The organism is Acinetobacter sp. (assembly GCF_036659555.1).
Lineage (GTDB): Bacteria > Pseudomonadota > Gammaproteobacteria > Pseudomonadales > Moraxellaceae > Acinetobacter.
In genome coordinates this window covers 1-13,932 of sequence record NZ_JAVXCI010000088.1, presented here as the reverse complement: position 1 = coordinate 13,932, position 13,932 = coordinate 1, and the positions used below count along the sequence as shown (strand labels likewise).

Here is a 13,932-nt window from a genome sequence, read left to right as displayed (position 1 = left end):
GCAAAAACAGTCCATTTCAAAGACCACCGCTTCGCCTTGCACTGCAAACAAAGCACTGCTTTGTTTTGCCGCTCCGCCTTGCGCTTCAAATAAAAGCAGTGCTTTTATTCTTGCTCAGGTTGCGGATGACGCTTCCGTGTATCAAATAAAGTCCAGAATTTAAAAAGAAAATGCCAGTCAGTTTCTTAACTGACTGGCATTACTCATGACTGAGGCTTTTTTAGCGTTTATTTCCGGCTTTGCATTACCAGATGTCAGAATCAACCTTGTCTTTATATTGAGGATGATTGTCCAGCTTAAACACCGGCTCTTTTACGCCGAGTTTCAGCTGCGAAGTATAGTCCTTCAACAGCATCAGCAGGAATGGAGTCAGCAGCAGAATGGAGAACAGGTTAATGCTGGCCATAATGCCCATGAACAGATCCGCCATATTCCAAATCAGCGGCACGCTCATGACTGAACCGAAATACACCATCAGCAAAACGAACACGCGGAACGTGAACATGACTTTGGCATTGTTATTCAGGAACTGCACATTGCCTTCGGCATAGGCATAGTTGCCAATCACCGAAGAATAGGCAAACAGGAACAGAATAACCGCCAGGAAGTCATCGCCCCAGCTGCCGATTTGGCTTTCCAGCGCCATCTGCGTCAAGGCCACGCCTTCAAAGCCGGCATTTTCATACAGGCCGGAAGCCAGAATAATGATGGCCGTGCATGAACACACCACGAAGGTATCAACAAATACCCCCAGCATTTGCACCAGGCCCTGATTAACAGGGTGCTTCACATCTGAAGCCGCCGCCGCATTCGGCGCAGAACCCATGCCGGCTTCATTTGAGAACAGGCCGCGCTTAATGCCCATCATCATAGCCATAGACACCATGGCGCCAAAAAAGCCGCCAGCCGCCGCGTCAAATTCAAAAGCCTTGCTGAAAATCAGCTTGAAAATATCCGGCAGAATCTGGAAATTGATGACGGCAATATACAAAGCCACAGCCAGATACAGCGCTGCCATCAGCGGCACAAAGCTTTCAGCGACTTTGGCAATGCGCTTGATCCCGCCAAAAATAATCAGGGCAGTCATCAGCACCAGAAACAGGCCAACCCATGAAACCACCAGATGCAGGCCGCCAAGCTCCAAGGTCAGATTGGCCTTGTCCCAGCCCCAGGCATGCGAAGTTGCGCCGGTAATGGCATTGGCCTGCACAGCATTGAAGACAAAGCCGTAAGTGAAGATCAGCGTGACTGCAAACAGCGCGCCCAGCCATTTCTGCTTCAGGCCTTTGGTAATGTAATACGCTGGCCCGCCGCGGAACTGCTGATTTTCAGTGTCCCGCACTTTAAACAGCTGCGCCAGCGAGGATTCCACAAATGCTGAACTCATGCCTAAAAATGCGGTTACCCACATCCAGAATACGGCGCCCGGGCCGCCAATCGCAATGGCAATCGCAACGCCTGCAACGTTGCCCACCCCGACACGGCTGGCTAAGCCGGTGACAAAGGCCTGAAACGGCGTAATGCCGTGGTCATCATCGCCTGCCTTGCGGCTGTTTTTCATCACCTTGAGGCTGTGCGCAAATAAGCGCAGCTGCACGGCGCCCGTAATCACGGTATAGAAAATGCCGACCGCAACAAGGAAAATAACCAGAAAGTCCCATAAGGGGCCGTTCAGTTTATTTACCCAGGCAAGCAAGGCTTCATTTAATTGTTCATTCACTGTGAATCCCTCTACAGCCTAAATATTTACAAGCTTTAAAAAAGCCCTATACAAGGCTTTTTTTAAGGCCACCCGCTATGCGAAGAACTTAAGAATAAGCTGAATCACGGTCGCGTTAATAAGGTCGACAAAGAATGCGCCGCATAGGGGCACAATCAGGAAGGCTTTATGCGATGGACCATACATATTGGTAATCGCCTGCATGTTGGCAACCGCTGTCGGCGTTGCGCCCATGCCGAAACCGCAATGCCCCGCCGCCAGTACCGCCGCATCATAGTTTTTGCCCATAACGCGGAAGGTAATGAAGGCCGCATACAGCGCCATTGTCAGCGTCTGCGCGCCAAGGATCACGACCAGCGGGCCAGCCAAATCCGCCAATTGCCACAGCTTCAATGAAAGCAAGGCCATGGCCAAATACAGCGACAGTGACGCGTTGCCGAATACATCAATGGCGCGGTCAAAAATCTGCACTTTGAAAATGCCTTCAAGGATATTGCGCAGCAGAACGCCGCCCGCCAGCGCCCAGACAAAGGTCGGAAGCTCAAACATGGTGCCTTTGCTGTAGCCGGTCATAAATTCGGCAAAAGCCAAACAGCCGGCAAACAGGCCCAATGTAGTGATGGCGTTGTCTGCGGTAATCAGGCGCACGCGGTGCGGATATTCAAACGGCACATATTCAGTCGAGTTGATATCCGCCAGCGGCGTGTCATCGCTCTTCTTAATTTGCTCATTGGTGCGCGGCGTGGCCAATTCATAGCGGTTAATCAGCAGTTTAGCCAGCGGGCCGCCAATAATGCCGCCAATGATCAGGCCGAATGTCGCGCTTGCCATGCCCAGCGCCAGCGCGCCTTGAATGCCGTGCTGGGTTTCCAGAATTGAGCCCCATGCGCCAGCAGTGCCGTGGCCGCCCGTTAAGGTGATAGAGCCTGCAATCAGGCCAATCAGCGGGTCAATGCCCAGCAAAGTCGCCAGGCTGATGCCGACAAAGTTCTGCACCACAATAAATGAAGCGACTGCGATCAGGAAAACAACCAGTCCCAGGCCGCCCTCCCGGAGTTTGGAGAAGTTAGCGCTTAAGCCAATGGAAGCAAAGAAAATCAGCATAAAGCTGGTTTGCAGCTGGCTGCTGGTGGTAATGCTGTACCCCCATAAACTATGCACAATCAGGGAGACGACTGCGGCAACCAGACCGCCTGCAACCGGTTCCGGAATGTTATAGCGCTTTAAAAAATCAATTTTATTAACCAAAAACCGTCCGAGCAGTAAAACAATAACCGCGGCGATTAAGGTGTAAAAGGCATTAAAAGTAAATTCCATAATAATAGTCCATACAGATTATGGTTCATTCCTGCTTTAGAAAAGCAAACACGGATTTCATGCAGAAATCAATAACAATTGAATCAGCTATGTTAGCTGCATTGTCCTTGCTTACAGCAGCAAGTCAGGCCCATCTGATGCTTCACTCAGCAAATAGCGGCGGTCTGCATTTCAGTAAAATGCGGCGCAAAAAAATAACTGGACACAGGCTGCCGTCAATTCTATGAATTAAAAGCAGGCCTTCAGCGTTCCATATTTCAGCTAAAAGCTTTTGTGTAACCATCAATATGAATAAAAGTGCGACATTATGCAGTTTTTTTATAGAAAATCTTTATTTTTTTACAATTTTTTCTGCCGGCGGCGGCCAGCGCGCTTACAGATGCATGCTTATTAAAAGCCTGCTGCTGCTTGTTCCATAATCCAAATTATAAAATATCAATAATAAAAACAGGAGCATAGTGCTCCTGTTTTTTTCTTAAAAAGCTTACAGCTGCAATTAGAAGCTGTATTTCGCCATTAAGCCTACGCGCTCATCATTAAATGATGTTCCGGCAAAGTTTTTACGCTTGCCATTCACATATTCAACGCCTAAATCAATCGGCTTCGCTGGAGAATAAATCACATTCAGCCATGCTTGCTGCACTTCTTCGTTGGCATTCGCGCTCAATGCAGATTTGGCATATTTAGTGCCGTCATCAGCAAATAGTGCGCCATACGCTAAAGTCGAACGCAATTTATCATTAAACTTGTAAGTCGCGCCTACTTGAACAGCTGCAAATTCATTTTGCTCGATATTATTGCCATCAAGCACATAAGCAGAATTGGCGCCGTATAAATAATTGCTGTTGCCTTGAGAATAAGAAGCATCGCCAGTCAGTTTCAACTGCTTGCTTACCTCAAAGCTTGTACCCGCTGCGACACCCCAAGCTACCGCGCTGTCATCTGCAGATTTATAGTTTTCCACTAAAGCGCGCGCTGATGCTGTGCCTTTTCCGCCAGCAAAACCTTGCGTTACTTTAGCCGTCAAGCTAGGTACGCTATATTTAGTTGACGAATCTGCAATTTTACCGTCTGTACCCAATTGAGTAAACTTGCTGTCCCCTTCTTCTACAGCAACAAATAATTGAGTCTGCGGTGCAAGCTTAAAGTTATAGCGCACTTGCGGAACACGCGCGGTGCCGCCGCCAGCGTTAGTCGCAAAGTCAATCATTTCCGGCGCATGGTTAGACAGGAAGTTAGACGTTGTTTGACCAAACAGCCAGTTGTTATAGGTTAAATATGCATGGCGGATGCGGAGTGCTTCATTTGTTCCTGCAAAGTCAACTTCCAGCTTGCCGCCGACTTTATTGTCGCCGCCGACAGGCGAAGTAAAGTCTAAGCCTAGGCGCGTTGTTTTCGCTGTAGCGCGCAATTTATCCTTAGTTTTTCCATCTGTAGATGATACTTTGTTGAAGTCGTCATCTGCGCCTTCAATAATGTAGTTCGCATCGCCGCGGACAAAACCGTACAGGTTCACGTCTGCGCCAGCTTTAGACTTTAAAGATGCAAGCGGTGAAGCTGCAGGCGCCATGACCGGCGCAGGAGCCGGACGCGCTTTAACTTGCTGAATGTCAGCCTGCTGCTGTACTTGAACCTGCTGCTGCTGTTTGATCAATGCTTTCAGTTCCGCAACTTCAGCGCGCAGCTGCGCAACTTCCTTTTGCTCAGCTGTGGCTGCATGCGCAGAATTCAGCATGATGGCTGAAACCGCAATGGCTAAGCTGTATTGAACTGCAGGTTTTTTAAGTTGAGCGAAATTCATATATTCTCCAGATGAATCCTAGTTTCGATCATTTTCAATCCAGATGAAAATGCGTTTTTTTTGCTTCAATGCAAACTTTTCCATGATTGCATATATTTACAGGAAAAATCCCATACTGCTTTGCTGTATTTACGCTTTTGTAATTTATATAAATAATAAGCGCGGTGGCTTATTCTTCATCCTACAAACCGTTCAAGCGCAAAATACAGCTCCATGTTTGCCATTTTCATAATGGCGGTTTTTCCTTGCAATATTCGGTCCAGCCGGAACCGCTCCGTTTTATTAAATCCATCCGCTGCGCTGTATTGTTAAAATTGCGCTGGTCATCCTGACGCTCCATGCTGAATATTTGAACGGACAATCAGGCCGCTGGCTATCTGTGCTTTAGTAGCATGCAGAAACCGGCTGCGCGCCGCCGGCTGCGCAAAAGCATCATGGATGCCCGAGTTAATCCGCTGTTTCCATTTAGTATCTTGCTGCGTGGAATAGATTTGCATTATGGCGCGGCTGTTTCACTGGCCAAAACTCCCAAATCCATACCTTTTGGATATTTTTTAATACCTTAAAGGTATTTTAATTCTATCAGCTTTTTCATGATCCGGCAGCAAGACCTGTTCATCTGCCGGCAAAATGCGGGGCCGGCGGGCATTGCCAGGCGCCTGCTGCGCCGGAAAATTCTATTTCTGGACAGCAGCCGCGCTTTTTCAGGCATCCGTTCAGACGTTTTTCCCGCTTTGAAGCCGGCAGAAAACCAGCAGCGCAATGCTGATGAACAGCAGCATGACTCCCGCCATGTTCAGCAATGCGCTCCACAGCATGAAGTTCAGCATCACCCCGCCAATCAGCCCGCAGGCAAACTGCATGCTGCCCATGACTGCGCTGGCGGTTCCTGCGCGCGCGCCCTGCTGCGACATCGCCAGCGCCATGGCATTCGGGCCGGTAAAGCCAATGCCTGAAATTGCCAGAAACATGCCCAACATTACCCAAAGCAATGGCGCATGCGGCGCCAAGCCGGCGGCCAACAGCACAGCCGTGCCCGCAAGCTGCAGATAAAGGCCAATTTTCAGGCGCTGCATGACGCCGGTTTTAGGCACCAGGCGCCTATTCAGGGCGGAGAACAGCATAATGCCAAATGCATTGGCGCCAAAGGCATAGGCAAACTGCTGCTGGCTCAGCCCGTAGCCGTCCATCAGCACCGCCGCAGAGGAACTGATATAGCAGAACAGCACGCCGCCGGAAAAGCAGCCGATCAGCATCGGCAGCCTGAAGCTGGCATCCTTGAAAATCGCCATATACAGCAGCAGCACCTGATTGAAGTTCAAATGCAGGCGACGGCTGGCGGGCAAAGTTTCCTTAAAGAAGAAATGCACGCACAGCAGGCATACCGCCCCCATCAGGCTCAGGCAGGCAAAAACCGCATGCCAGCTGAAGAATTTCAGCACCCATGAGCCGAGCGCTGGCGCAATAATCGGCGCAATTCCCATCACAATCATCATGCTGGAAAACGCCTGAGCCGAGGCCTGCAGGTCCAAGCGGTCACGGATGGCGGCCCGCGCAATCACCACGCCGACACAGCCGCCCAAAGCTTGCAGGATGCGGGCAGCGATCAGGCTCCATTCGCTTTGCGCAAACAGGCAAATCAGGCTGGCTGCAATGTACAGGCACAGGCCAAAATACAGCGGCGCCTTGCGGCCAATCCGGTCACTGACCGGGCCGTAAATCAGCTGGCCGGCCGCCAGGCCTAAGAAGTAAGCCGGCAGCGTATTGGCAATCCGCTGCGTGCTGACGCCGAAATCCTGCGCCATTTGCGGCAAAGCCGGCAGATACATGTCAATGGACAGCGGGCCAAGCGAAGTCAAAAGCGCCAGCAGCATAATCCACGCGCTGGAATACTGGTTTTTGCGCTGTGCGTCCGGCATAGGGTTATTTCATGATTAAATGCTGAGAATGCAGACAAGTTTACACAGGTCATAGTATTATTTCCGCATATTCAAAGTGAAAAATCACACAATTCAGAGATGCCCCCGGCAGCGCCGAATCTGACAGCAAAGGATAACCATTGAACTCTTGGCTCGCGCGCCTGAAGCAGGCGACTTACAACACGACATTCATGTACAACGTCCGCATGATTATTGCGTTTGCGGGGACGGCGTTCGCGCCGTACTTTCTGGGCCAGCAGATGTACACCATTCCCTTGACGCTGGGCGTTGTGGCGGCCGGCTTAAGCGATATTGACGACCGCTTTTCCGTGCGCATCATGAACCTGATTTACACTTACATCGGCTTTTTCGCCACGGCGGTTTCAGTTTACCTGCTGTTTCCCTACCCGATGCTGTTCGCCATTGGCCTGATTGTGTCCTGCATCGGCTGGATTCTGCTCGGCTCGCTGGGGCGGCGCTACGCCACAATTTCCTACGGCTGCCTGGTGATTTCCGTATATTCCATGCTGGGCGTGCATTTATTTGACAGCTGGTACATGCAGGCCAGCCTGCTGGTGATCGGCGCGGCTTGGTATGGCCTGCTGTCCACCGTCAGCTTCCTGCTGTTCCCTGTGCGCCAAGTGCAGGACAAGCTGGCGCAGTGCTATTCATCCCTGGGTGATTTCCTGTTTGCCAAATCCAATCTGTTTGATGTCGATATGACGGCAAAAAGCTATCAGCAGAGCATGATTGAGCTGTCTTTGGAAAACGGCAAGCTGATCGCCATCTTCAACGACATGAAGACCGCCCTGCTGACCCGCTTAAAGGGCGACCGCGGTCAGCGCGACACGCGGCGCAGCCTGCAGTATTATTTTGTCGCGCAGGATATTCATGAGCGCGCGGATTCCTCGCATATTGACTATCAGAAGCTGGCGAAAATTTTTGAGCACAGCGACATCCTGTTCCGCTTTCAGCGCATTCTGTCCATTCAGGGCAAGGCCTGCAAAGACCTCAGCAGCAGCATCATGCAGCGCAAGGCTTATAATCACAGCAAGCGCTTCAAGCATGCCTTTGAAAACCTGAGGCTGTCTTTGGAAAAGCTGCGCGCTGAACAGCAGTACGATCAGGTATGGATCAATTCATTATTTTCGCTGTATCAGAATTTAAAGGCCATTGATTCGCAGCTGCGCAATGTGGAAACCGAGCGCCACATGAATTTTGACAAGGCCAAGCATATTGAACACCAGCTGAAAGATGACGACCTGAAAGGCTGGGACGATATCGTGATCCGCGTCAAGCAGCATTTAACGCCGGAGTCTGTGCTGTTCCGGCATGCCGTGCGCGTATCGCTGGTGCTGTTTATCGGCTATATTTTTGTGCAGGTGACCAATATCCAGTACGGCTACTGGATTCTGCTGACCGCCCTGTTTGTCAGCCAGCCCAATTTCAACGCCACCAAGCGGCGCCTGTATCTGCGCATTGTCGGCACCTTGATCGGCATTATTCTGGGCTATGCAGTTCTGTATTTCATTCCGTCTGTTGAAGGCCAGCTGCTGCTGCTGATCCTCAGCGGCGTGCTGTTTTTTGAGCTGCGCAGCAAGCAGTATGCGCAGGCTACGGCTTTCATCACCATTTTGGCGATGATTAACTTCAATCTGGACGGCATGGGTTTCGCCGCCGCCCTGCCGCGCATGATTGACACCTTAATCGGCTGCGCCCTGGCCTGGTTCGGCGTCAGCTTTATTTTCCCGGACTGGAAATTCCGCCGCCTGCCGCGCACCATCAAGCGTTCGCTGCAGGCGCAGTGCAGCTATCTGAGCGAAGTGGTGGAGCAGTATAAAAACGGCCGCAACAACGGCCTGAATTACCGCGTGGTGCGCCGCGCCGCCCACAATACCGACGCCGATGTCGCCTCGCTGATTTCCACTTTAGCCACCGAGCCGGACTTTGACCCCGCGCAGAAAGCGCTGGCTTTTGAGTTCCTGTGCCTGAACCATACCTTTATCAGCTATATTGCCGCCCTGGGCGCGCACCGCGGAAAAATTCAGGATCAGGAGGTGCTCGCCCTGCTGGACAAAGCCCTGGATGACATTCAAGGCGCGCTGCTCAGGGATGAAGTTCCGGATCTCAGCGCGCAGAATATGCTGCAGACCATCCGCCAGCGCCTATCGCAGAATAATGATGAAGATCAGAAAGCATTGATTATCCTGCAGCAGCTGTCGCTGATGTTCAGCATCCTGAATCAGCTGAGCCGCTTGAAGCAGAATTTAAGCCATGATCATGACAAGCATGCGACTGAATTGGCTTCATTATAATTCGGATGATTTTGGAACAATATACTCACTGAACCGGCTTAAATAATGCTAAACTTTTTACAGTTCGAAATTTGTTAGTTTGACCATGACCGCGAAAAATTTATACGCCTATACCCTGCAGCCAGTAGCTTATGAAGTTTCTGAAGAAGAACAGCGCAATGCCCAGCTTGTGCTGTCGCGCAGCAACTATAAAATCGGCAAAAAAGCCTGGCTGATTATGGGCGCAATTATTGCCCTGGCCCTGCTGGGAATTATCCTGATTAAAAACTATTCCACTATTTTCTGCTGGGTAGCGATCTCCTGTGTGGTCATCTATTTCCTTGCCCGCAAATTCGGCATTGAGTGGTATGTAAAGCGCAAATTAAAAGAAACTCCGGTGCAGGAAATCAAAGGCATCCGCCTGGGCGTGCAGCCGCACGGCATTTCCATGCAGCAGCAGATGGGCATGCAAATGGGCAATATGACCGTGGGCTGGAAAGACATTTATGAATGGTACAACACGCCGGAATTCATTCTTGTCAACTTTAAAATCAAGGGCCAGCAAGGCGCCTACATTCTGCCTAAGCGCTTGGACAGCAAGAACTTTCCATTTGCAACAATCCGCAAGCATTTAACTGAAACTGTCGGCGAGCCGAAATCAGTTTAAGCGTGCTCCGGAGAATGAAAAAGCCTCCCATTTGGAGGCTTTTTCATACCCTCAATTAAGAATGATAATGAGAATAAATATTATCCGTAAAATCCATACTATCTGCCAATTCTGAGGTTATAATTCCCGCCATTCCGCCACCGCCCTAAACATTGACCGCCATGTTTAAAAAAATCCTTTTTCAAATTCATTGGTTTCTCGGGATTACTGCCGGGCTCATCCTTTCTCTTATGGGTGTAACTGGCGCAATCTATTCCTATGAACAGCCGATTCAAAAATGGCTGAACCCTGAAAGCTATACGGTTCAGGCAGACCAGAAAGAAAAATTAACCCCTGCCCAAATCTTTCAGCATTTTCAGCAGGCCAATCCTGCAGTAAAAATCAACAGCATCACCATCGACCAAGACCCCACCGCTTCTTCCACAGTAAATATCGTCAAGGAAGGCGCGCGCAAGGGCTACAACATGATGATCAACCCCTATTCCGCTGCCGTGCTGCCGGAAATTAAAGGCCGTGAATTTTTCCAGTTCATTCAGCAGCTGCACCGCAATTTAACCGTCGGCGAAACCGGCAAGCAGATTACCGGGGCTGCTACGCTTATGCTGATTTACTTCGTGCTGAGCGGCCTGTACCTGCGCTGGCCGAAAAAGCATTCGGCTAAGCAATGGCTGTTTGTAAAGCCGAAATTGAAAGGGCGCAATTTCCTGTGGGACCTGCATGCCGTCGTCGGCACATGGGTCATCATTTTTTACCTGCTGCTGGCATTTACCGGCCTGTACTGGTCATATGACTGGTGGCGCGGCGGCATGTTCAAGGTGATGGGCGTAGAGCGCCCGCAGCCGGAAATGCAGGCCAAGGCTCAAGGCAAAGGCAAAGCGGAAGGCCGCGGTGCTAAAGGCTTAAGCCCGGAGCAGCTCAGCGCAGCCTTAACTCAAACCTGGACCGGCTTCAATGCGCAGGTCGGCCGCAAATATTCCAGCATTACCCTGAACATTCCGAAAAAAGCCAATGGCCAAATGGAAGTGTCTTTTGCCGATGCCGAGCCGCAGCATGAACGCGCGCGCAATAAGGCCGCCTATGACTATCAGGCCGGCGCCATTACCAAGCTTGAACTGTACGAAGAGCAGAAGCTGAACGAGAAGATCATGAGCAGCATGCTGCCCGTGCACCGCGGCAGCTTCTTTGGCCCGGTTTATCAGTTCTTCGCCATGCTGGCTTCGCTGATCATGCCGCTGTTCTTTGTCACCGGCTGGATGCTGTATCTGAAGCGCCGCAAGCAAAAGCGCCTGACGCAGCTGGCGCGCAGCAGCTCCAGCAGCGCCGCGCCGGACCCGAACGCCAAGCCTTGGCTGATTGCCTACGCATCGCAAACCGGCGTTTCTGAACAGCTGGCTTGGCGTACAGCCTCAAGCCTGCAGGAAGCGCGCCAGCCGGCCGCGGTGAAAGCCGTGCAGCAGCTGACTGCGGATGACCTGAAAAATGCGCCGCAAATCCTATTTATCGCCAGCACATACGGCACCGGCGAAGCGCCGGACTTAGCCTCGGCTTTTGAAAAGAAACTGATGGCGCAGGCGCTGGATTTAAGCCATCTGCGCTATGCCGTGCTGGCGCTCGGCTCTCAGGAATATCCGGAAACTTACTGCAGCTTCGGCCACAGCATTGACGCATGGCTCAGCCGCAATGGCGCCGCGCAGCTGTTCAAAACCATTGAAGTGGACAACGGCAATGCCGCCTCCATTCAGGCATGGAACAGCGCCCTAGCCAAAGCAGCGAAGGTCGAACTGCAGGCCATGACCCTTGAGAAAACCTTTGACGCATGGACGCTGACTGCGCGCAGGCTGCTGAATCCGGACAGCCTGGGCGCGCCAGCATTTAATCTGGAGCTCAAGCCTAATCATGAAGCGCTTTGGCAGGCCGGCGATATTGCCGAGATTCAGCCGGGCAACAGCGCCGAACGCATTCAAGCCTTCCTGCAGCAGCATGCTATTGCAGCCAATACGCCAGCTGATGCCACAGCCAGGCGCATTGAAGCCCTGCTTTGGGACCGCGACTTAACAGTAGAGATAAAGCCTTTTGCCAATATGCACGATTTGCTGGAACAGCTCCCTGCGCTGCCGGCGCGCGAATATTCAATTGCCAGCATTCCGCAGCAGCAGCTCCTGCGCTTAGTGGTGCGCCAGCAGACTGATGCTCAAGGCCGGCTCGGCCTCGGCTCCGGCTGGCTGGGGCAGCATGCAGCGCTGAACAGCGCCATCGCCCTGCGCATCCGCACCAATCCGTCTTTCCATCTGATTGATGATAACCGGCCAATTATCTGCATCGGCAACGGCACCGGCATTGCTGGCCTAATGAGCCTGCTGAGCGCGCGCATCCGCGCTGACTATACCGAAAACTGGCTGATTTTCGGCGAACGCCAGCGCGAACACGACTTCTTCTTCCAGAGCACCGTTGAAGCATGGCAGACCACCGGCATGCTGAAGCGCCTGGATTTAGCTTTCTCGCGTGATCAGGCGGAGAAAATCTATGTGCACCATAAGCTGCGCGAACAGGCTGCAGAACTGAAAGCATGGATTGAAAAGGGCGCAGTCATCTATGTTTGCGGCAGCATCCGCGGCATGGCCAGCGATGTTGACCTCGCCTTAACCGACATTTTAGGCAGCGAAAGCATTGAACAGCTGAAGCAGGACGGCCGCTACCGCCGCGATGTTTACTGAGGCTCAGCCTGCCTAAAAACAAAAAACCGGGCTCCGATGCCCGGTTTTTTCTTGTCCGGAAATTGTTTAAACTGCATTCCACAATTCAATAATACAGATTTAAGACTTTAAACTGATGAAAAAACTGCTGCTTTTAATTGCCGGCGCGCTGCTGCTTGCGGATGGCCTATGGCTGGTTTCACTGAATAAAATTCATCTGGGCATTATCCTGCCGATGCTGACCGGGGCTGTATTTATCGGCGCGGCGCTGTTCCATGCGCCAATTCAGCGCTGTTTAGCGCAGCATGGCGCGCTGAAAAAAGCCTGGGCCCTGTCATGGGCCGGGTTTGGAATTTGGCTGATCAGCCTGGCCGGATTTTTCGCCTATCTGCAGCATTCCATCAGCCAGTCAGAACAAATTCCGCCGGTCAAAGCCATCATTGTGCTGGGCAGCGGCCTTGAACACGGCCAGCCCTCGCCTACGCTGAAAGCGCGCCTTGATGCAGGCGCAGCCATTGCCTTAAAAAATCCGGACGCGGCCTTAATTATGGCGGGCGGCTTAGGCTTTAACGAAAAGACTTCTGAAGCGGCGGTAATGCGGAACTACCTTGTGCAATCGCATCATCTGGCGGCGGAGCGGATTCATCTGGAAGACCGCAGCACCAGCACGGAGCTGAACCTTATCAACAGCAAAGCGGTTCTAAAGCGGCTGCAGATTGGCTTAGATCAGCCGATCGCCATCGCCACCAGCGATTTCCATGTGCTCAGGGCCGCCGCCATTGCCGGGCATCAGGGCTACAGCAGTGTCCATGCCGTCAGCGCGCCGACGCCACTGTATATCCGCTACAACTCATGGCTGCGGGAATATTTCGCCTTTCTCAGCGGCTGGCTGCTGAATGAATACTGAGGCAAGCGGCTCAGCTTAATTAATGCGGATGCTGCGCGGCTGCGGAATATCCCGGTTTTGGAAAATTTCCGGCTTTTGCGCATAAACCTGGTATAAATATTTTTTGAGATCCAGCAGCAGTTTTTCCGGGGCAACCAGTATGTTTTGCCCTTCCGGAGTTAAATCTAAGGATACCGCGGTGTTCTGTTCACGCAAAAACGGGATGACCTTTTCAATAAAATCCTTAAGGCTGATTTCTTCAGGCTGATAATTTTCCCAATTGTCTTTAATCAGCAGCTTGGCCAGGCTTCTATTTTTCCACACCGCTAAGGCTTTCTGGCCGGTCGGCGTCGCGCACAGCGCCCAGCCATCCTGATACAAAGCGGTTAAGCCGCCTTGTGCAACCAGCGCTTCAAGGAACTGTTTATAGGCATTTTGGGGATTGAAATTTGTTATTTGAGTTTTAGCCGCGGCCCTGCGCTGATATGGATTTCTCATAGTTCACATGCGTATATTAATTATTATAGACTGCGGATTCTATGAAATAATCATGCGCTAAGCAAGTTTTAAGCGGAGGATACAGATATATGGTGGGCGCTGACGGGATCGAACCGCCGACATTCTGCTTGTAAGGC

9 protein-coding genes are annotated in these 13,932 nt (G+C 51.5%); 4 read left to right on the top strand and 5 right to left on the bottom strand.

Annotated features, from left to right (window positions below; translation table 11 throughout):
* Positions 1-244: 244 nt before the first annotated feature.
* From RSA72_RS11690 to RSA72_RS11675, 4 genes are all read right to left on the bottom strand, one after another.
* Entirely contained in the window at positions 245-1,720 is a 1,476-nt protein-coding gene (locus RSA72_RS11690) for an alanine/glycine:cation symporter family protein (protein WP_332622765.1), read from the bottom strand.
* Between the two features lie 75 nt (positions 1,721-1,795).
* Positions 1,796-3,037 carry a sodium/glutamate symporter gene (gene gltS / locus RSA72_RS11685; protein WP_332622764.1) on the bottom strand — a complete coding sequence of 414 codons (1,242 nt, stop codon included), beginning with the start codon at positions 3,035-3,037 and terminating at the stop codon, positions 1,796-1,798.
* Positions 3,038-3,533: 496 nt separating this feature from the next.
* Complete coding sequence (locus RSA72_RS11680) at positions 3,534-4,838, bottom strand: DcaP family trimeric outer membrane transporter (protein WP_332622762.1); 1,305 nt, start codon at positions 4,836-4,838, stop codon at positions 3,534-3,536.
* Positions 4,839-5,554: 716 nt separating this feature from the next.
* Positions 5,555-6,757, bottom strand: coding sequence for a multidrug effflux MFS transporter (locus tag RSA72_RS11675; RefSeq protein ID WP_332622761.1), 1,203 nt, complete (start codon positions 6,755-6,757; stop codon positions 5,555-5,557).
* A gap of 140 nt (positions 6,758-6,897) precedes the next feature.
* On the opposite strand from RSA72_RS11675, the gene yccS reads away from it, so the two are divergent.
* From yccS to RSA72_RS11655, 4 genes are all read left to right on the top strand, one after another.
* The gene (gene yccS, locus RSA72_RS11670) at positions 6,898-9,072 is read left to right on the top strand and encodes a YccS family putative transporter (protein ID WP_332622760.1); all 2,175 of its coding nucleotides are present in this window, start codon (positions 6,898-6,900) and stop codon (positions 9,070-9,072) included.
* Between the two features lie 85 nt (positions 9,073-9,157).
* A complete protein-coding gene (locus RSA72_RS11665) occupies positions 9,158-9,718 on the top strand; it encodes a hypothetical protein (RefSeq protein ID WP_332622759.1) in 561 nt (186 codons plus the stop codon).
* 161 nt (positions 9,719-9,879) lie between these two features.
* A complete protein-coding gene (locus RSA72_RS11660) occupies positions 9,880-12,432 on the top strand; it encodes a sulfite reductase flavoprotein subunit alpha (protein WP_332622758.1) in 2,553 nt (850 codons plus the stop codon).
* 115 nt (positions 12,433-12,547) lie between these two features.
* A complete protein-coding gene (locus RSA72_RS11655; protein WP_332622757.1) occupies positions 12,548-13,318 on the top strand; it encodes a YdcF family protein in 771 nt (256 codons plus the stop codon).
* A gap of 15 nt (positions 13,319-13,333) precedes the next feature.
* Here the strand turns inward: RSA72_RS11655 and RSA72_RS11650 are convergent, their stop codons facing one another.
* Positions 13,334-13,795 carry a DUF2750 domain-containing protein gene (locus RSA72_RS11650; protein WP_332622755.1) on the bottom strand — a complete coding sequence of 154 codons (462 nt, stop codon included), beginning with the start codon at positions 13,793-13,795 and terminating at the stop codon, positions 13,334-13,336.
* Positions 13,796-13,932 lie beyond the last annotated feature (137 nt).

Bases quoted from the DNA above. Each gene is read 5' to 3' on its own strand.
- RSA72_RS11650 (WP_332622755.1), bottom strand. From the start codon at position 13,795: ATGAGAAATCCATATCAGCGCAGGGCCGCGGCTAAAACTCAAATAACA.
- RSA72_RS11660 (WP_332622758.1), top strand. From the start codon at position 9,880: ATGTTTAAAAAAATCCTTTTTCAAATTCATTGGTTTCTCGGGATTACT.
- RSA72_RS11675 (WP_332622761.1), bottom strand. From the start codon at position 6,757: ATGCCGGACGCACAGCGCAAAAACCAGTATTCCAGCGCGTGGATTATG.
- gltS (WP_332622764.1), bottom strand. From the start codon at position 3,037: ATGGAATTTACTTTTAATGCCTTTTACACCTTAATCGCCGCGGTTATT.
- RSA72_RS11680 (WP_332622762.1), bottom strand. From the start codon at position 4,838: ATGAATTTCGCTCAACTTAAAAAACCTGCAGTTCAATACAGCTTAGCC.
- RSA72_RS11655 (WP_332622757.1), top strand. From the start codon at position 12,548: ATGAAAAAACTGCTGCTTTTAATTGCCGGCGCGCTGCTGCTTGCGGAT.
- RSA72_RS11665 (WP_332622759.1), top strand. From the start codon at position 9,158: ATGACCGCGAAAAATTTATACGCCTATACCCTGCAGCCAGTAGCTTAT.